Source organism: Clostridium beijerinckii (assembly GCF_036699995.1).
GTDB classification, from domain to species: Bacteria; Bacillota; Clostridia; order Clostridiales; family Clostridiaceae; genus Clostridium; species Clostridium helianthi.
Map to the genome: position 1 here is coordinate 4,070,396 of NZ_CP144906.1, position 20,051 is coordinate 4,090,446.

The 20,051-nt window shown below is 30.2% G+C and carries 14 protein-coding genes; 1 reads left to right on the top strand and 13 read right to left on the bottom strand.

Annotated elements, in window-relative coordinates:
* Positions 1-22: 22 nt before the first annotated feature.
* The 11 genes from PZA12_RS18845 to PZA12_RS18895 form a co-directional block, all read right to left on the bottom strand.
* Positions 23-2,143 carry a glycoside hydrolase family 36 protein gene (locus PZA12_RS18845; RefSeq protein WP_078116809.1) on the bottom strand — a complete coding sequence of 707 codons (2,121 nt, stop codon included), beginning with the start codon at positions 2,141-2,143 and terminating at the stop codon, positions 23-25.
* A 51-nt stretch (positions 2,144-2,194) separates the two neighbouring features.
* Positions 2,195-3,043, bottom strand: a complete 849-nt coding sequence (locus PZA12_RS18850; RefSeq protein WP_242964562.1) for a carbohydrate ABC transporter permease — start codon at positions 3,041-3,043, stop codon at positions 2,195-2,197.
* A 1-nt stretch (position 3,044) separates the two neighbouring features.
* Positions 3,045-3,911: a carbohydrate ABC transporter permease gene (locus PZA12_RS18855; RefSeq protein ID WP_078116810.1), complete on the bottom strand. Its 867-nt coding sequence runs from the start codon at positions 3,909-3,911 to the stop codon at positions 3,045-3,047.
* A gap of 99 nt (positions 3,912-4,010) precedes the next feature.
* Positions 4,011-5,306, bottom strand: coding sequence for an ABC transporter substrate-binding protein (locus PZA12_RS18860; protein ID WP_078116811.1), 1,296 nt, complete (start codon positions 5,304-5,306; stop codon positions 4,011-4,013).
* Positions 5,307-5,450: 144 nt separating this feature from the next.
* Positions 5,451-7,040 carry a response regulator transcription factor gene (locus tag PZA12_RS18865; protein ID WP_078116812.1) on the bottom strand — a complete coding sequence of 530 codons (1,590 nt, stop codon included), beginning with the start codon at positions 7,038-7,040 and terminating at the stop codon, positions 5,451-5,453.
* Positions 7,025-8,842 carry a sensor histidine kinase gene (locus PZA12_RS18870; RefSeq protein WP_103698883.1) on the bottom strand — a complete coding sequence of 606 codons (1,818 nt, stop codon included), beginning with the start codon at positions 8,840-8,842 and terminating at the stop codon, positions 7,025-7,027. Before PZA12_RS18870 ends, PZA12_RS18865 begins: the two co-directional genes overlap by 16 nt.
* 359 nt (positions 8,843-9,201) lie before the next feature.
* Entirely contained in the window at positions 9,202-10,080 is an 879-nt protein-coding gene (locus PZA12_RS18875; RefSeq protein WP_078116814.1) for an aldose 1-epimerase family protein, read from the bottom strand.
* Between the two features lie 229 nt (positions 10,081-10,309).
* A complete protein-coding gene (locus tag PZA12_RS18880) occupies positions 10,310-11,236 on the bottom strand; it encodes a 1-phosphofructokinase family hexose kinase (protein WP_078116815.1) in 927 nt (308 codons plus the stop codon).
* Positions 11,237-11,287: 51 nt separating this feature from the next.
* Complete coding sequence (locus tag PZA12_RS18885) at positions 11,288-12,142, bottom strand: tagatose bisphosphate family class II aldolase (protein WP_078116816.1); 855 nt, start codon at positions 12,140-12,142, stop codon at positions 11,288-11,290.
* Positions 12,143-12,436: 294 nt separating this feature from the next.
* Complete coding sequence (locus PZA12_RS18890) at positions 12,437-14,131, bottom strand: methyl-accepting chemotaxis protein (protein WP_078116817.1); 1,695 nt, start codon at positions 14,129-14,131, stop codon at positions 12,437-12,439.
* Positions 14,132-14,458: 327 nt separating this feature from the next.
* Entirely contained in the window at positions 14,459-15,457 is a 999-nt protein-coding gene (locus tag PZA12_RS18895; protein WP_078116818.1) for an ABC transporter substrate-binding protein, read from the bottom strand.
* A gap of 394 nt (positions 15,458-15,851) precedes the next feature.
* Between PZA12_RS18895 and PZA12_RS18900 the strand changes: the two genes are divergently transcribed.
* A complete protein-coding gene (locus PZA12_RS18900) occupies positions 15,852-17,135 on the top strand; it encodes an IS110 family transposase (protein WP_103698882.1) in 1,284 nt (427 codons plus the stop codon).
* 318 nt (positions 17,136-17,453) lie between these two features.
* Here the strand turns inward: PZA12_RS18900 and PZA12_RS18905 are convergent, their stop codons facing one another.
* Positions 17,454-18,434: an ABC transporter permease gene (locus tag PZA12_RS18905; RefSeq protein WP_017210282.1), complete on the bottom strand. Its 981-nt coding sequence runs from the start codon at positions 18,432-18,434 to the stop codon at positions 17,454-17,456.
* 18 nt (positions 18,435-18,452) lie between these two features.
* Entirely contained in the window at positions 18,453-19,949 is a 1,497-nt protein-coding gene (locus PZA12_RS18910) for a sugar ABC transporter ATP-binding protein (RefSeq protein ID WP_078116819.1), read from the bottom strand.
* Positions 19,950-20,051: the final 102 nt, after the last annotated feature.

Genomic DNA, 20,051 nt, shown 5'->3' on the forward strand with positions numbered 1-20,051 from the left:
TATAATCTGTTTAATGAATTAATCAGCGAATTTCACTTTTTTCCATATATATGCAAGCAGCTTGAAAGCTTTTATTAAGATTACATTGAAGCCTTCCGTCTATAATCTTTGCATTTATTCCCTTTTCTCCAAAAATTGAATGTATAGAAAGTGAAAAGTTATCAGGCAAAGTCATCGATATGCCTTCCTCTACATTATTTTTAAAAGTGTGAATAATCATAATTGCTTTATTCCCATCATTACTTGTTCTAAGAATTCCCTGAAACCCTTCTGGATTCCTATAACTTTTTATTCTATTACCAAAAAACTGAGTATTCCCCTCCTTAATTATTGGTGAAATCTTTTTGTAAAAGGCTATGCCTTTATCTATTATATCCCACTGATTCTCATCTAAATTGTATATATCACCAGATAGGCACATACGTCCTAGAAATGTGCTAATTAATGAATAAATTAATCTTCTACTTGAATCTTCCTTCCTAAAAACAGCCCAAATCTGATTCTGTCTAGGAAGTGTAGTGCGATGTAAATTAGCAGCAATTATTGGTATTTCATTGCATTCATGAGCATCTGAGAAAGATGTCATACTTGTTATTGACATCATTGATGGCTCAAGTCTATGGCCTCCAGAGGAACAATTCTCTATTACTATATTAGGTACTTCTCTCTTTATTTTTTTTATGAACTCTTGTGATGCAATAATTTTTTTTCTTAATCCTTCTCCCAATGATTCTGAACCATCACATCCAATTCCTATGTTATCATTATAATCTATCTTCAAGTATCCAAATCCATATTTTTTTATTAAATCTATTACCTTTTTTGTCAAGTAGTTAATAACATATGGATCTTCCATATCCCAGAATCGTCTATTACCCGTTGTAATTGGAACTCCATCACGCTTTAATTGGTGCTCTGTATTATTGAATGAATCTGAATCACGTCCTGCCACCTCAATTTCAAACCATATTCCAGGTATCATACCACAAGACTTTATTATTTCAACTGCATTTTCAAGCCCTCCTGGAAACATCTCTGAAGATATGTCCCAATCTCCCATGCTGCAATCCCAGTTCCTATTTGACGCTTTATACCATCCGCAATCTATTACTAAGTATTTAATTCCTTTATTTTTAATGCAATTAGCAATTTTATATATATTTTCATAAGTAGGGTTTCCCCATGTTGTACAAAATTCATTAAATACTACTGGTAATTCTTCTTCTACCTTAATATTTTGTTCTAACAACGCTTTATTATGAAATTGCGTTAACCTTTGGCATAATAAATCAATATCTCCTTGTGAAACAGATACTATTGAAGTAGGAGTAGTGAATTTCTCTCCAGGTAAAACATCTTTTACCCAGTGTCCAAATTCCCTATCTGCAAGTCCGCCTGATAGACATATAGAATTATCATTTCTATAAACTTCTAATTGCCATGAAGATGCACATGCAAGTTGCACTCCCCAACATACATTACGCTTTTTATCTTCAATTGCTGCAAACGGAAAATATTTTCTTACAGGCATAGAACCAACTTGTCCAAATCTTTCACAACGCACACCATATAATGACCATGATGGCTCTAGCTGTATGTCTTCTACTGGAATAGATTCTAATCTCCCCTCAGAACTCCATACACTTCTAATTCTATGTAGTATAAGAGAATTAGAAGCATCATCCTCTTCAAACGGAGTTATTCCTCCTACCGAAAAGCTTGATAATAGTTCTATAGATACTTTCGATTCACTAGTATTTTTGAAGCTTGTTATTATCTCAATTGCACTATATCCGAAGTACCATATAACCTTATGTTCTAATAAATATCCTCGTGAATCAACTAAAATTGTTTTTATTATTCTGCAATCATCCTTCTCTTCACAAGTCTGGCAATGATATTTCAGATTTAGCGTTGTCATACTGTTTCTCATAGTTACCCCATGTGCAAATCCATTTGGATAATCATCACCAATTATTTTTATCTGTATTAATGAATCTAAATTATATTGCTTCTGATAATCAACTAGATATTCAAGCTCTGTCGGAATCATGTTAAATTCTATTTTTCCACTAGAATTATCTATTATATATTGAATTAATATATCTCCGCAGCAAAATTTTGAAAGTAATTCCTTACTCATTATTTCCCTCCAAAAACTCATTATTTTTTTATCTATTCACTTTAATTATTTCTATCCCTTTACTGCTCCTGAAGTAAGACCTTTTACAAATTGTTTTTGAGCGAGTAAATATAGAATCACAATAGGGAAAGTTCCATAAAACACAAAAGCAAAAACATTTCCCCACTCTGCTGCATGCGGACCTATAGCTGTATATATACCAACTGTAATAGTCTGCTTTTGTCCTATAAGCAAAGGAGTTAAAAAATCATTCCACATAGATAATCCTATAAATATTGCAGTAGTAGCAGTACATGGTTTAAGAAGTGGAAATATTATCTGCCAAAATATTCTAAAAGATCCGGCCCCATCAATTGCTGCCGATTCCTCCAGTTCTATTGGTATTGCACCTATGAATCCGTGATACATAAATACTGAAAATGAAATACTACCTGAAACAAATACAAGAACTAATGCTGGAAAATTGCCCATAAGACCAAAGTTTTTAAAGATTGTAACCAAAGGCATGTACACTATTGCGTACGGAACCATAAGTCCAAGTATAAAGAAAACATATAGGAATCTTGCCATTCCATTTTTTGTCCTTGAAGTATAATATCCTGCCATAGCCGAAACTAATATACACAAACTAGTTCCAAATACAGTAATAACTAACGAGTTATAATACATTGAAGAAATCTTTAGATTTGGGCTTGTGATTACATATTTGAGATTTTCTAAAGTTGGATTAATTGGAAAAGATAATGGATTTTTACTTATTGCATCTGTTGTTTTAAATACATTTATTATAGTCAAATAAAGCGGTGCACCAAAGAATATAATAGAAATAGTTAAAACTAATTTAGGTATTATTGAAACTTTGTCTATCTTACTACCTTTTTTAACTTTATTTATCATCATACTAGCTTTCAACCTCCATTCTTCTAGATAAATTAATCTGTAATATGGATATTGTACCAGTAATAATAAATAAGATTAATGCAATTGCTGAGGAATATCCAAGCATATTATTACCAAATGCTTGAGTTATAATATTATAAGCAATTGTTTCTGTGCTATTTCCAGGTCCACCATCAGTTATAACTTTCACAAGATCAAACTGCCTCATTTCAGTTATAATACTCATTAATACGCTTATAGTAATTCCTGGTATAATCATAGGAAATGTTACATTTTTAAACTTATCCCATATACTTCCGCCATCAATTGTACATGCCTCATATAATTCTGCTGGTACAGTTTGTAATGATGCTAAATAGATTACCATATTGAAACCTACAGTTTTCCAAATTTCAATTATACAAATACTTCTTATTGCATTTTTTGCATTTCCAATATAATCTTGTTGCAAACTTGTAAGTCCTACAGCACCTAAAATACTATTGAGAGCTCCTGTATATGATAATATTGATATCCATATGAACGATACTGCAACTGTACTTAATACGTATGGCATAAAAAATATGCTTCTAAAAATATTCGTTAACTTTCCTGCCTTGTTTAATAATATAGCAAAAACTAGTCCTAAAATATTAACTACAACTGTAACTGTAATTGCAATAGTGAATGTTACTTTTATAGCATTTAAAAGTCGTGCATCTTTAAATAAATTTATGAAGTTGTTAATGCCTACAAACTTTATACTACTTGATGCTATACCATTCCAATTAGTAAAGCTTAAAAAAAATGCTACCAAAATAGGTATGATTAATAATGCAGTATATATAATAAATGCTGGAGCTGCAAATAACATTGATTTTTTTCTCATAACTAACTCACCTCTTTTATTTTAAAGGCAACCTCGACACTAACAAAATTCGAGACTGCCTAATAAATATCTTTCTAATACCTTTTTTAAATATATAAGCTAATTCTGTTTAGACGCTTGTTGTAATCTTACTTGTTCAGCATCCCAACTATCTAATTCTTGAGAAATGTCTGCACCTACAAATATTTTTTGTAATGATTTAAGTTGAAAATCCTCCCATCCAGTTGGTAGTGAGTTATCTCCAACAACTTTAGTTATTTCAGGAACTTCTTTATAACCTTTATAATTATCCATATATTTTGTTTGTAATGGTCCTAAATCATAAGTTACAGTATCTTTTGTTACAGGGAATGTCCCATCAGCCTGCAAATAATATTTATAAATTTCTTTATTTCCACCTAATACATATTCGCAGAATTTAAATGCAGCATCTTTATGTTTTGATGTATTTGATACTGCCCAATATTGAGGCATTGTACAGTAGCTCTTAACCCCTGTCTTTGCAGGCATTACAAAAGCTCCAATATCATTGTTATTTGCTTTATCTAACGAAGGAGCAAGCCATCCACCATCAAACATCATTGCTGCACTACCTTTTATAAATTCAGCGGAAGCTTGAGTATATCCGTATGACATAGATCCTTTATGGAAATATCCTTTTTTATTGAGATCCTGCCATCTTGTCAAAACATCTTTAACTACTGGATTATTCCACTTGACCTTACCCGACAAAACATCAGAGTTAAAATTAGGATATGCTTCTTCTATTTCAGAATTCGCAACACCCGTCCAATAGCAAGATCCTGTAGCCCAAATATCTTTAGATCCGCCAGTAATCAAAGGCACATATCCCTTTGCTTTTAGTTTCTCACAATCTTCAAGAAACTCGTCCCAAGTCTTTGGAACATCTTTTATTCCCGAATCATCAAATTGCTTTTTATTATAGTACACTTGCCCTCTATACGCTTTGTACGCAGGAATAAGCACATTTTTACCATTAGATTTCACCTTAGCTGTATCCTCAAATTTAGATAATAAATCAGTAGGCACTTCTGCATAAATCCCGTCTATTTTGGAAAGTTCCACAGGATCTATATTAACATCTGGGAAATTACCTGATGCCATAAGTGTCTTTAAAAACTGTGGTCTGCTGTCTCCAGTCATAAGAACCTTCTCAATTGTTATATCTGGATTATCTTTTTCAAATGAATCAAATATATGTTTCCAAAAATCGGCAGTATAATTATCTGTCTCAAAAACTGCTACGGAAATTTTAACTTTCCCATCACTATTTGTTTCATTTGCTTCAGTACTACTACCTGAAGTACTCCCACATCCAGCAAAAAGTGATATTACAACTAAAGTAAATAAAATCAAACTAATATATTTTTTCACAAATTACTCCCCCCATAAATTTCTATCTTGATCTTTAATATAAGGCAAGAAATATTACCGGTAAACTTTTCAATATCCTTAATTAAATATTACTCTCAGCACCAATTGCAATCAATTACAATAATTATACAAAGACTATAAATATTATACTTTTCTAAAATCTCCTGGATTTATACCAGTGTATTTCTTAAAAATTGTGTAAAAATAATTGTTATTTACAAAACCGACTTTCACTGATATATCACTTGCCTTCAAATTTGTATTTAAAAGTAACTCTTTAGCCTTATCAATTCTTACCTTATTAAGATAATCTGTAAAGAACTCTCCAGTTTCAGTTTTAAATATTCTTCCTAAATATGCTGAATTTATATTCATACTATTGGATAATGTCTTTAACGATATTTCCTGTGAATAATATTTTTTTTCTATATGTTTAATAGAATTAGATACTACTTTAGAGAACTTTTTATTTTTCAATTGCCTAATAATATTAAATATTTCAGCTACAGATTCTAAAAGTTTTTCCTTTAAAGCATTTATATCCCTAACATTTTCTATTTCACTAAAAGCATGATTCTTAAAACTTAATAAGTCTTTAGCATTAATATTGAATTCTTTAGCTGCATTAAATATGCATATTAATAATTCTAATGAACCATTTATAATTAAATCTTGTTCTATATTTTGTTTTCCTTCTATAATACAGTCATATATTTGACTAATATATGATTTGACTTCATCTTCTTTACATAACTTTATGTGATTACTTATTAGATCAAAATTAATCATTAAAATATCAGTATTCTTTTTCTTATACCCACGTATACTATCAAAAAAAAGCACCTTATTATATCCGAAGATAAATTTGTAATTCAAACTTTCTATTGCCTCTTTATAGGATCGATGCAAATCCCTATGCGAAGATATCATAGCTCCGACAGCCGCAACTGAACTAATTTTTAGATGCTTTTCTATGCCATTTATGCATTTATTTAATATTTCATTAACTTCTGCAAATGTGATTTCAGCGTCTGTATTTCTAAAAATCACAGTTATATTTCCAATTTTATCTTCAAAAACTATTCCATGAATATATCGCTCTATAATTTCTTCACATATATTTAAAGCTTTAAACCTTTTTAAATGTACAGAATTTTCCTCATCAACAGCTTCACTTATCTCATAAAAATTACATTCTATAACTGCGATACACATCTGTGAACAATATAGATTTATTTCAAGCAATTCTTGCTTTTCTCTAAATTCCTTCAATGTAATTTCATTACTTATTATTCTATTTAATGTATTATTCCTTAACAGCACTGTACTTTCTTTTTTTTGACTCTCAGAAAACATTTCATTTTCTATACGTTCTAAAATTTCCTTTATAGTATTATTTAATTCATCTTTATCAACAGGCTTTAAAATATAATTCTCAGCACCATATTTCATTGCTTCCCTAACATATAAGAAATCATCATATCCACTCAAAACAATAGTTCTTATATTCATGCTATTTAATTTTATCGCCTTAATTAGCTCTATACCGTTCATAAATGGCATTCTGATATCTGTAATTACAATCTTGGGGTTATGTGATTTTATAATTTTCAGAGCTTCTTCTCCATTAGATGCCTGACCTATTATCTTCATACCATATTCTTCCCAACAAATTATTTCTATTAATCCCTCTCTAATTATCGATTCATCATCAACTATTAAGACTCCATACATAATTTTTTCATCTCCTCTCTTCTCATAGCAGGAATGATAATTTTTATGGTTGTACCAAAATTGGGTTTACTCTGGATTTTAAGGTCATAATCATTTCCAAATATCAATTTTATTCGTTGATATACATTTTTTATACCTAAGTTATTTATTTTTTCATCGTCCACAGGATCATCCATTTCTTGAATGATATTTTCAACAATTTTTTCTTTGATCCCCACACCATTATCATAAACTGAAATTTCAATATTATTTCCAATATTTTTACCTTCAATTTTTACAAGACAATTATTCTCTTTATCATTAAAACCGTGCATTATAGAATTCTCCACTATTGGTTGAAGCAACAATTTAGGTATCCCCATATCAAGTATTTCTTCAGAGATATCGATTATTACATCAATTCTATCACTAAATCTAAGCCTTTGGAGTTCAAGATACGTTGAAATATAGTCTATCTCATCTTCAATTGTGACTATCTTTTCTTTAGTTTTAACATTCCATCTAAATAGGTTTCCTAATAAAGACAGCATATTAGAAATTTCCATATTTTTATCATGTTCAGCTCTCATTCTTATACATTCTAGTGTATTATATAAAAAATGTGGATTTATTTGTGACTGCAAAGCCACAAGTTCAGCTCCCTTCCTCCTGACTTCAGCATAATATACTCTTTTTATATAAATATTAAGTTTATGACACATCTCATTAAATGCTATCCCAAGCTGATCAATTTCATCATTTCCCTTAATAGGAAACTCAATATTTAATTTTCCTGTCTCTACCCCTCTCATAAATTTTATGAGAGCTTTAATTCTTAGATTAAATAAGTTAAATATTAATATTGTACAAATTATTGTCAATATTAAGCTTATCAGTAGTATTGAAGACATTTTCATAATCAGTTCATTTAATTCAGACCACATAATATTCTTTGGAATTATATTTAAAACCTCCATGCCAGACAAGCCTACTTTCACTGAATTTGTTATATATGCCTCATTTATTTCACCTTCATTAAAATGTACATTGTTTATCTGTAAATTCTTATAATTTTGACCCACGATATCTTCATTCGAGCTGTATAATATTTGTCCATCTCTGTTTTTTAGAATAAATTCTCCCTTTGTGTTTCCCTCAAACTCCTTATAACTTCTCTCAAAAGCTTCAATTGGTACATTCATAATATATACCCCAACAATATATTTTTGAGGAAATAAACTCGGATTATATATCTTTCCTATAAATGAAACCATTTTGTCATTTCTATTATTAGAATATCTTGATGTATCATCAAAAATAATTTGCATATCTTCATCAGATGCTATCAGTCTTTTAATAATACTATCCTGAATGAATTTATAGCTTGGCATTATTGTTCTGCTCTTCAATGGTGAATCAGAATACACAACATTATTTTTTGTTATAAGAATAACATCAGTAATATCTTTATCAGATATACAAATACCACGCATAAAATCGTTTATCACGTTTACAGTTTTTAAATCAAAAGCTTGGTCTGGAAATTTTTCAAGGTTCGAAAAAATTTCCCCTATATTTCTTTCTGAATGCATTAAATTTGATAGGTTATATAGTCGTAAATATTCTTCTTCAGCATATAATTCAATTTTTTTTACCACTTCTCTATCTATTAGTACCTCTTTTTGCTGAAGTATACTAGAAAATTTAGATATGATTATATGCGCAGTAATAGATATAGAAATAATCACTATAACAGAATAGCCTATAGTCATTTTAAGAAAAAAACTCATGTTTAAAAATTTCTTATATATTTTCTCTAACATAACATATCTCCATAATTAGCTTTTCACCATATTTTTATATCTTAAATATTCTTTATAGTTTCCTATATTTTAATGATCTCTAACTTATTTTCTAATTCCTATCTTAGTATCTATACTTAAATTAATAGCGCGCAATTCCTATTCCTAAGAAATGCGCTCTATTCGTATTTTTTATATTCAATTATTAGTAATATATATTGCAATAATAAATTTACATTTCAAATTTTAGTAGGCTAAGATCTCAATTAAGGCAAAATGTAGAAACTCAATTTCAACATATATAAAGAATTGTAATTAATCAATTATAGAAATGTACTTGATAATTTTCTTCTACATAAGATTCTATCAAGCATGCACTACTATTCCTCAATAGATATCTTATAACTACACTCAAATACTTTATCAGTTGATAGTGAGATTGTACCCTCTTTATCCCTAAATTCACCTGCAAAATCTTCATAATCAGCATGTCCAAACCATGGTTCTATACATAGAAATGGTGCACCAGTTTCAGGTGCCCAAATACCTAAGTGTGGAAATCCTTTAAATTCTATACTTAAAGACTTATCGTGATTTTTTGATTTCAATGATATCTTATCAGATTTTATATCATCAAATACTAATACTCCATCTTTAAAGAGTTCGCTGGAAAGTGGTAATGTATCAGTATCTCTAAGACATTCTATCCTTTTACGAGAAAGATATGTATCCTTAGTTACCTCAATAATAGAACTTGTCTCTTTTTTATTAAATTGTAGATAACACTCCTCTAATTCTTCACATTTCTCTATAGGACACATAAATGCTGGATGAGCGCCAATTGAGAATACTATCTCCCTGTCATCTAAATTTATTACTTTATATGTGACTATAATAGAATTTTCTTCTAATGTATATGTTACAAATAAAGAAAACCTATAAGGATAAATCTTTAATGTGTCCTCTGAGTAATTTAATCCAAAAGTTAGTGAATTATTACTTTCTATTAATAAGGTAAATTCAGATATTCTAGCAAGTCCATGTGCGGGCATTTCATATTGAATTCCATCAACTTTAAGTTTAGAATCCACCACCTTCCCAACTATAGGAAACAAATGTGGTGCATGATATTTCCAGTACTTCGCATCTCCATTCCAAAGATATTCTGTGCCTTCTTTTTGTCCTGTTATCGAATGTAACTCTGCACCATGAGTACTTGCTGTGATTTTTATTTTTGAATTTTCTATCGAGTAAATCATATAACTCATCCTTTCATAGATATTAAATTTATGATATATATATATATATATATGTTGCAATGCACAATTCACAATTACAGCTAAAATTCTTACAATATTTTTAGAATTATGATGAAGAATTATTTTTGCAATATATATTTAGTAAAAATTATGAGAGTTAGGTTATTAATTCTCCCTAACTCTCACATTTATATATTAACTTAAGGGGGATATCATACGTAGGACTTATCTAAATTTCTTCAACTGTTACCTTATTGAAAAGTTCGTTTACTATAGATTCACTTACAAATCCTGTTTCTTTTTCCATAGCATTTGCTGTTCCACAAGCTGAAGCAAATTTCAAAGTATCTTTGATATCATAATTTCTTTGCAGCGCTACTGCTATTCCTGCAACATAAGAATCGCCTGAGCCTACAGGATTTACAGCTTCAATTTTGGGCACATTTACTTTATAATACTTTCCTTCAAATCCAGCTATTGAACCGTCTTTTCCTAAGGATATAGCTACAAGTGATATTCCTTTAGCTTGGAATTCCTTTATTTCTCTTATAGCATCTTCTACGGATTTAATTTTTCTTCCAGTTAGCGCTTCTATTTCATCCTTATTAGGTTTAATAAAGTATGGTTTTCCTTCAATACCTTCTCTTAAAAGATCACCACTTGTATCTAATAAAAATTTCTTACCTTGAGAATTAGCCATCTCCACTAATTTCCTATAGAAAATCTTAGGTACATTTTTAGGAACACTTCCAGAGGCTACAACAACACTAGCTTTCTCAATTAAGTCTATATATTTATCTAAGAAATTTTGTTGTTCAATTTCACTTACTTCTGGTCCTGGTTCGAGTATTTCTGTCTGAACATTATCATCAGTAATAAATGCTAAACAAGATCTAGTTTCTCCACTTATTTTTACAAAATCTTGCTTTATCCCGTATTTCTTAAGACTTTCTTCTATAAACTCACCAGATTTACCTCCAAGTAAACCTGTTGCTATACAATCTTCTTTTAAGATAGTTGCTACATTAGCTACATGTAAGCCCTTTCCTCCTGGTGTATTTTCTACATACCTTGCCCTCATTACTTGTCCTTTTTTTATATCATCTATTTCATATCTCTTATCTACAGAGGCATTAAGGTTTATAACTAATATCATCTTTTTTCTCCTCCATCTTGTATTAATTTTCTATCTCTTATAAAACAGAAATTAATATCTATTTGCGCTACCACAAACTTCAATCTTATGCTTCACTATCTTTTTCATAGCTTCTTTACCTGGAGTCATATATTTTCTTGGATCACTTTCCTCTGGGTGTACCTCAAAAAACTCTTTCACAGCACTTGAAAATGGAATCTTTAAGTCTGTAGCAACATTTACTTTACATATTCCAAGTGAAATGGCTCTTTTAACAAGCTCGTCCGGTACATCAGATGCTCCATGAAGTACTAGCGGAATATTTACTTTATTTCTAATTTCCTTTAATCTTTCGAAATCAAGTTTTGCTTCTCCTTTGTATAATCCATGCGCTGTACCTATTGCAACAGCCAAAGAATCTACGCCAGTTCTTTCTACGAACTCTGCTGCATCATCAGGATTTGTATACATCGTATCTTTCTCATCTACGACTAAATCATCTTCTCTTCCACCTAGTTTTCCTAGTTCAGCTTCAACAGTTGTATCAAATTTATGAGCATAATCTACTACCTCTTTTACAATTGCAATATTTTCTTCAAATTCATGTTTTGAAGCATCAATCATACATGATCTAAAACCAATATCTATATCTTTTTTGATTTCATTAACATCTTCAAAATGATCCAAATGAATAGCTATTGGAATGTCATATTTCCCTGCTGCAACTTCTGCCATCGCTTTTATATAATCTGGCCCTGCATAATCTGTAATTGTTGAAGGTGTTCCAGCTATAATTACAGGAGATCTCATTTCGTGTGCTGTTTCTACTACAACTTGTAGCGTCTCTAAATTATGAATATTAAAAGCAGGTACTGCATACCCATCCTTTTGTGCTTTTTTTAACATTTCTCTAGTTGATAATATCATTTTTACTCCTCCTCTTAATTTGAATATGTACAATTTTTTATATTAATATTTCTAATTTACATTTAAAGATTACATAATGGCTTTAAATTTCTAAGCGTTTTTTCTTATTTAACTTTATAAAAGCGAAACGTTTAGCTTTAATGGTAAATTATATGTTTTTTTCATTATATATCAAAAACTTATTGCTTTCAAGTATAATTTAATATCTTTCCTAAATATTAAAAATGTATTTTTTATGTCTAAATTTACCTTTCTTGCAATAAAATTATGATTATTAAATACATCTTTCTATTTCTAAATTTTTAAACTAAATCTATCCAATTGCTCTTTTAATAGTTGTGATTGAGATGCTAACTCTTGGATTTCTGCTGCAACTTTTTGAGATGTATTTGAATTCATCTGAGCCACAGTAGATATTCTATCTAACCCACTAGTAATTTCACTTATTTCTAAGGTTTGATTCTCAGAAGATATTGAAATTTCTTTAACTAAATTAGTTGTTTGTTCAATATTTGTGACTATATTTTTTAATGATTCAACGGTTTCTTGTGCTAAATTAGTTTCTTCATCCACAGCCTTTATGGATTTTCTAATTATTTGTGTTGTATTTTTAACTGCTTCTGAAGATTTTTCTGCTAATATCTTAACTTCATTTGCAACAACCGCAAAACCTTTACCTGCTTCACCTGCTCTTGCGGCTTCTATCGCGGCATTTAATGCAAGAAGATTTGTTTGTTTTGAAATATCCTCAATAGTATTTATTATATTAGCTATTTCTCTAGATGATTCATTCACTTCTTCCATTGACCTCATTAGTATATTCATTCTCTTACTACCTTCAGCCACTATCTCTTTAGTCGTACTAGAAAAATTATTTGCTTGCTCTGCATTTTGTTCATTTTTTCTTGCTTTATTTAATATTTCATTAAAGCTAAAAGCTAATTTTTCTATAACATTGGCTTGTTCTATAGAACCTTCTGAAAGAGTTTGAGTCGTTAATGCAATGCTCATAGAAGTACTTGCAACCAAATTGACAGCAGTGTTGATATTATTAAAAATATCATTTAACTTGTAAATAATTTTTTCTAATGAATCTCTCATTGGTATAAAATCACCTTTATATTCCATTTCAATATCAATATCTAATTTTCCATCTGATATATTTTCTAAAATCGAAGATAAATCTATTATATATGATTTTAGTGTTTTCACAGTTTCATTTAAATTTTTAACCATAATTCCAAGTTCATCTTCTGACACAAAAGTATCATCATCTTTCAGATTTCCTTGAGATATATCCGCGGATATCTTCATAACATGATATATACCTTTAATTATAATTTCTTGCATTATTTTAGCTACTAAAATTGCTGTTCCAAGTATGAATATTATCATTAATATATCTATTATGAAAACCACATTTTTATATTGGTTCGTTTGACTAACAAATTCGCTTGCTGTTTCCTCTGAAATCTTTGAAATATTAGTTAAGCAATCTAAAGCACCATCAATATTTTGCTTGTATGTACCTTTCATCATGCTTATTGCCTGATTATTGTTTTTTTCTAGAAGAGCTTCACTTATCTTATCCCTATATGCTTGTGAGGCACTCATATATACTTCAAATGAATCTATTAACTTCTTTTGCTCAGAAAACAAATTTCTGAGACTCTCTACTTTTTCCTCAATTTTTTCAGCTTCATAATTGGCATTTGCAACATTATCTTTTATCTTTTGCGGATCTGTTTCTAACATAGCCTCATACATATTTTTATCCATCATCATAAAGTCATTTCTCATATCCCATATCATGTTAGTGACATTATAAGGTCCATTATATAAAGTGTTAGTTTTATTTGCTACACTTCTCAAACTTATCAATGTTGTGATGACGCAAAGAATTGTTAGTGCAATAATCAATGAGAATCCTATCCCTATTTTTCTTTTAATAGGGTAATTCTCTAATTTTGATTTAAATATCTTATACATTTGAATCAACGCTCCTCACAATAAGTTAAAATTGTTATCGGTGATAACATTATAATTTATCAGTGATTTCCTAAAAAACAGTTTTAATGCAAGGTTATTCTTATAAATTTAAAATTCATATTTATTTGATTTAGATGCGAATAGTAAATTTATAGTCTGTGAGCACTTGAAGTTTGATAAAACTTTGCGTTTATATCTTTATTATAATGAGTTACTCACAGACTATTTTAAATATCTTTTTTGTATTTCACTAAAGCAGATTTCAAAATATTTTTATTAATTTCGCTGCAATGACTTCTAAAATATATTTTATTTACCGATTTTATACTACTTTAATGGATATAAAACTTTTTGTGATTCATCATCATTAAAGTTTTCTGGTGTTACAATTACACAACCTGTGTCAACATTCTTTTCAATTTTTTCTCCATTTAAGCTTTTCATAATATTTTCTACGGCATCATATCCCATTGTATATGGTTTTTGAACGGCTGTAGCTTTTATAGTCTTATCTTGTAATAAAGGAATAACATCATCTGATGAATCAAATCCAACTACAATAGCTTTTGAATTTGTTTCTTTAACTCCTCTTGCAACACCAACTAATGATTGTTCATTAGCTCCATAGATTGCTGTTATATCTGGATGTGCTGTCACTATATCTTGAGTAAGTGTCAATGCTTTAGCCTTATCACTATCGCAATATACTGTTTGAACAATTTCCATACCTGAGAATTCACTAATAGCTTTTTTAAATCCTTTTTCTCTTGCTATTGCTGACCCAGCTCCAGGACTAAAACTTACTATTGCAACTTTTCCTTTTCCGCCAGTTAATTCTCCAAGTTTTTTACCAACTTGATAAGAAGCTTGTTCGTTATCTGTTGTTGCATATGATAAGTAATCTTGAACATCACATGCTGAATCTATTAAAGCTAATGGAATTTTAGCATCTATTAATTTTTGTGCTGCTGGTGCTACTGCCTTTGAATCTGAAGCTGCCAATACAACTCCATCTGGTTTTTGGCTTACTGCATTTTCAACAAGAGTAACTTGTCCATTAATATCAGATTCCCCACCTGGTGCTCCAACAAAATCTATGCTAGCTCCATATTTTTTAGCTGCCTCTTCTGCTCCTTTTTTAACCGTTTGCCAATATGGTGATTCTACAGTCTTAACTACTACTGTTATTTTCTTATTTCCCCCATTACTACTTCCACCATTACTTGCTTGATTTGATGATGTACCTCTTCCACACCCCATTACAGCAACACTTGAAACCATTGCTAATGCAAGAATTAAAGCTAATTTTTTCGTTCTTAATTTCATAATAATTCTCCCTCGTATAATAAATTTTGTAGTTAGTTTTTAATCAATTTCCAGTATCTTAACTAACTACAAACTCCTAAAGATAACTGGAAATTATAAGAACAGTATAGAATTGCTTCTAACCGTCAATATTTATAATGAAGAATTGGCGTAGGGCTATTCGGTTTCTCCTTGTTGGCCACCTCGGTGGTACTTCTTATAAAGAGTGTTTCCCTACTTGTATTGTTAACTTCTAACCCAGTCGTTGTTCGGGTTATTAATCGATTAGCGTAGCAACTAATCCCAAAAGATTAATAGCTTAGTTCTTATTAGTGCGAGGGTGTTGATGCATTACAAATTAGGGGTAATCCTATGCCAGTTCTTTTTTCTATTTTAAATGAAAGGTGGTGATACCATGAATAACGCTTTAACAACTACCTTATTCATTGGTATAGATGTTAGTTCAAAATCCAATTATGTCTTTGCTTTAGATTTCTTTGGTAAAAAACTATTATCATTTCAAGTAAATAACAACCTTCCAGGTTCGGAAGAAATAGTCTCTACTATTTTATCTTGCCTTAAAGAAAACAACCTAACACACCTAACAATAGCTATGGAATCAACCTCATTTTATAGCTGGCATTTAGCCAATACATTAGCTACTCACGAGGCTTTGGTATGGTTTAAACCTAAAGTTCACTGCATGAACCCAAGAGTGATTTGTGCATATAAGAAATCTTTTATTGATATGGATAAGACCGATCCAAAGGATGCATTTGTTATCGCTGACTTTGCAAGAGTTGGTAAAATAACTACTGCTCCATGGAATGGTGCTCAATATATAGCATTACAAAGACTTACTAGATGCAGACTTCATCTTATGGAAAATATAAGCCGTGAAAAGTCTTATATTTTATCAAATATCTTTTTAAAATTTAGTGAGCTAGCTGTACTTGATAAAAGTGAAAATCCTTTTTCAAATACATTTGGAGCTACATCATTAGCTGTTTTAACAGAATACATGTCTACCGAAGAGCTTGCTAATGCAAGTATCGAAGATTTAGTTGCATTTTTAGTTGAGAAAAGTAAAAACAGATTCTCAAATCCAGAAGCTACTGCCAAGTTGCTTCAAAAAGCTGCTAGAGATTCTTATCGGTTAGACAAAGCTTTGTATGATCCTTTAAATGCGACTATTGCAGCTTCTCTAAACTGTATTAAAGCTTTAGAGAAAGAGGTTAAAGGATTAGATAAAGCTATTGAAAAAGCTATTAAAAGAATCGATAATCATGAATTTCAATGCCTATTATCAATTCCAGGCATTGGTCCTGTATTGACAGCTGGAATAATATCCGAAATTGGTGATATAGCCAAATTTAATAATCAAGGTTGCGTAGCTAAATATGCTGGTTTAACTTGGAGAAAGAAACAATCAGGCAATTTTACTGCTGACAATACCTTTCTAACTAAAACGGGTAATAAATATTTAAGATACTATTTATTAGAAGCTGCCGCTAGCGTCGTTAGACATAGTGATGAATACCGTGATTATTATCATAAAAAATATGATGAAGCCTTAGTACATAAACACAAAAGAGCACTTGCACTAACTGGACGTAAACTTGTAAGATTGATTTTTGCTTTGCTACACAATAATCAACTTTATACCTCTAAAGAGGTAGTTGGAAAAGCTATAATTTAATATGATGTTGTGTGCAGCCTTATAATTACCAGTTAAATTTTGGAAATTAAAAAAGGCTTATTAAGTGATTTCTTTTTTTCATAAGACAAACTAACAAATTCCCAATTTTATTAAAATTTTATCTTGACATACTACCAGTCGTCTTCATTCTTCTTAATTTGTTCAGTTACTTAAAATATAGTGTTCAGTATTTTTATATTTATAAAATTTTATTTATCTTGATATAATAATGCTTTAGTAAATACTTCCTCGTATCATTTTCTGTTTCATTATTACATCAGTCATATAATAAAATTTCAATAATATCGTTTACTTCTCTTACATTATTTTGGCTGTTTTCTTTCTTCTATAAGTATCTAATGCAACAGCAAATATAATTACAAGACCAATTGCTACTTGTTGCCAGAATGCACTAACGCTTAATAGATTTAAGCCATTTCTTAAAACTCCTATTACAAAAGCTCCAATTATTGTTTCTCTTATTTTACCTACACCACCTAAAGGGCTACATCCACCAACTATTGCTGCTGATATTCCATCCATTTCATAGCTAAGTCCAGCAGTAGCTTGAGCTGATACTAATCTAGATGCTAATATTATTCCTGCGGCAGCTGCTAATAATCCTGAAATCATATAAACGCCGATTTTAGTTCTATCAACATTAATTCCTGAAAGTTGTGCTGCATCTTCGTTACTTCCTAAACAATATACATATCTTCCAAAAGTAGTTTTTCTTAAAATAAATCCAAATATAAATGCTAGAGCAAACATAATAAGTACTGCTACTGGTATTCCAAGCACTTTACCTCCACCAATTACATAAAAGCTTTCTGGTAATCCTGATACAGGTAGAGCGCCTGTGATAATATACGCTGCACCTCTTGCAATACTCATCATTCCTAATGTTGCTATAAATGGTGCAATTTCAAGCTTTGTTATTGCTAATCCTGTTAATAATCCACATAGAGTTCCTACTGCAAGACCTGCTAGTATAGAAATTGGTACTGGAACTCCATAAACCATAAGTTTACCAGAAACAACACCTGAAACCGCTAGTACTGATCCAACAGATAAATCTATTCCTGAGGTTATAATCGCATATGTTTCTGCTATTGCTAAAACACCTATTACTGATGTCTGCAATGCTATTGTAAGTAAATTATTAACAGTCAAAAAATTTTCACTTAATATTGTGAATACTATTCCCATTAATAAGAGTCCGATAAGAATCCCTGAATTTTTTATTAAATATTTTAAATCTACAGTTTTTTCTTTTGAATTTACAACTACTTTTTCCATCTCCATACCTCCAAAACTTTAACTTATTGCATAAGAAAGTATATTTTCTTCTGAATAATCTTTTTTCTCTAACTCTCCTGCAACACTTCCTTCTCTGAAAATAATAACTCTATCGCTAACCCCAATAATTTCTGGTAGTTCTGATGATATCATTATTACACCTATTCCGCCTTCTACAAGCCTTTGCATCAATTCATACACTTCGTATTTTGCACCAACGTCTATTCCTCTAGTTGGCTCGTCGAATATTAATATTTTAGGATTTCTACTTAGCCATTTTCCTATTATTATTTTTTGTTGATTACCTCCACTTAAATTTTTAGCCAATTGATTCATACTTGGTGTTTTTATTCTAAGACCTTTTATATAAGATTCAGCATTTTCTTTAGCTTTTTTATCGTTTACAACTTTGAATTTGCTAATTTTCTCTAGATTAGATAAATTGATATTATATTCTACTGATTGGCCTAAAGCTAGTCCATCTTTTTTTCTATCCTCTGTTAGGTATGCTATTCCTTGGCTCATAGCATCATGTGTTGATCTTACCTTTATATCTTTTCCTTCTATTTTAAATTCTACAATCTCAGCTTTATCTGCTCCAAATAAAATTCTCGCTAACTCTGTTCTTCCAGAGCCCATTAAACCATAGAACCCTAAAATTTCATTTTTGTATAAGTTTACATTTTCAATATCAAGCTTCTTTCCTTGTTTAACTTTTTTAATTTCTAAGATTACTTCTTTTTTATCAGAAACCTCATATTTAGCTGTAGGAAATTTATTACTCATATCACGTCCAACCATTGATGCTATCATATCTTTCATCGTTATGTCTTTGTAAGCACAGGTCTTTATAAAATTTCCATCTCTCAATATAGTTACAGTATCACATATTCTTTCAAGTTCCTCTAATCTATGTGATATATATATAATTCCTACACCTTTTTCTTTAAGTTCTTCTATTACTCTAAATAAGTTTTCTGTTTCGCTTTCTGTCAATGCAGCTGTGGGTTCATCCATAACTAGAATCTTACAATTTACTAGTAGCGATTTTGCTATTTCAACCATTTGCTGCTCAGCCACACTTAGATTTGAAACCTTTTCATCTGGGTTGATTTTAAGATTTAAACTATCTAGTAATTCTATAGCTCTTTCTCTTTGACTTTTATCATCAATTATAAATTTAAAACTTTTATTCATTTTCTCACGTTTAATAAATAAATTTTCCGCGACAGTTAGATCCTTAAATAGATTGAATTCTTGGTACACTATACTTACACCCAGTTTTAAGGATATATCAGGATTTAAATCTTGTATTTCTTGGCCCTCTATAAATACCTTTCCAGCATCTTTTTGATGAACCCCTGCTAATATTTTCATTAATGTTGACTTTCCTGCTCCATTTTCTCCAACTAAAGCATTAAGTTCTCCTTTTTTTAATAATAAATTAACTCCTGATAAAGCTTTAACTCCTGGAAATGATTTTTCTATATTTTCCATTCTTAATAATTCATCCATTTTATACTTCACCACTTCCTATTATTTTTCTCGCTAAACGTTTAGCTTTTTTTATTTAATTAACATCTAACCGTTATTTATATAATGATATCACATTATGGT

Excerpts from the sequence above, each read along its gene's own strand:
- PZA12_RS18895 (WP_078116818.1), bottom strand. The coding sequence starts at position 15,457 with ATGAAATTAAGAACGAAAAAATTAGCTTTAATTCTTGCATTAGCAATG.
- PZA12_RS18885 (WP_078116816.1), bottom strand. The coding sequence starts at position 12,142 with ATGATATTATCAACTAGAGAAATGTTAAAAAAAGCACAAAAGGATGGG.
- PZA12_RS18890 (WP_078116817.1), bottom strand. The coding sequence starts at position 14,131 with ATGTATAAGATATTTAAATCAAAATTAGAGAATTACCCTATTAAAAGA.
- PZA12_RS18855 (WP_078116810.1), bottom strand. The coding sequence starts at position 3,911 with ATGAGAAAAAAATCAATGTTATTTGCAGCTCCAGCATTTATTATATAT.
- PZA12_RS18910 (WP_078116819.1), bottom strand. The coding sequence starts at position 19,949 with ATGGATGAATTATTAAGAATGGAAAATATAGAAAAATCATTTCCAGGA.
- PZA12_RS18880 (WP_078116815.1), bottom strand. The coding sequence starts at position 11,236 with ATGATATTAGTTATAAACCTTAATGCCTCTGTAGATAAGAGATATGAA.
- PZA12_RS18865 (WP_078116812.1), bottom strand. The coding sequence starts at position 7,040 with ATGTATGGAGTCTTAATAGTTGATGATGAATCGATAATTAGAGAGGGA.
- PZA12_RS18850 (WP_242964562.1), bottom strand. The coding sequence starts at position 3,043 with ATGATGATAAATAAAGTTAAAAAAGGTAGTAAGATAGACAAAGTTTCA.
- PZA12_RS18870 (WP_103698883.1), bottom strand. The coding sequence starts at position 8,842 with ATGTTAGAGAAAATATATAAGAAATTTTTAAACATGAGTTTTTTTCTT.
- PZA12_RS18900 (WP_103698882.1), top strand. The coding sequence starts at position 15,852 with ATGAATAACGCTTTAACAACTACCTTATTCATTGGTATAGATGTTAGT.
- PZA12_RS18875 (WP_078116814.1), bottom strand. The coding sequence starts at position 10,080 with ATGATTTACTCGATAGAAAATTCAAAAATAAAAATCACAGCAAGTACT.
- PZA12_RS18845 (WP_078116809.1), bottom strand. The coding sequence starts at position 2,143 with ATGAGTAAGGAATTACTTTCAAAATTTTGCTGCGGAGATATATTAATT.
- PZA12_RS18905 (WP_017210282.1), bottom strand. The coding sequence starts at position 18,434 with ATGGAAAAAGTAGTTGTAAATTCAAAAGAAAAAACTGTAGATTTAAAA.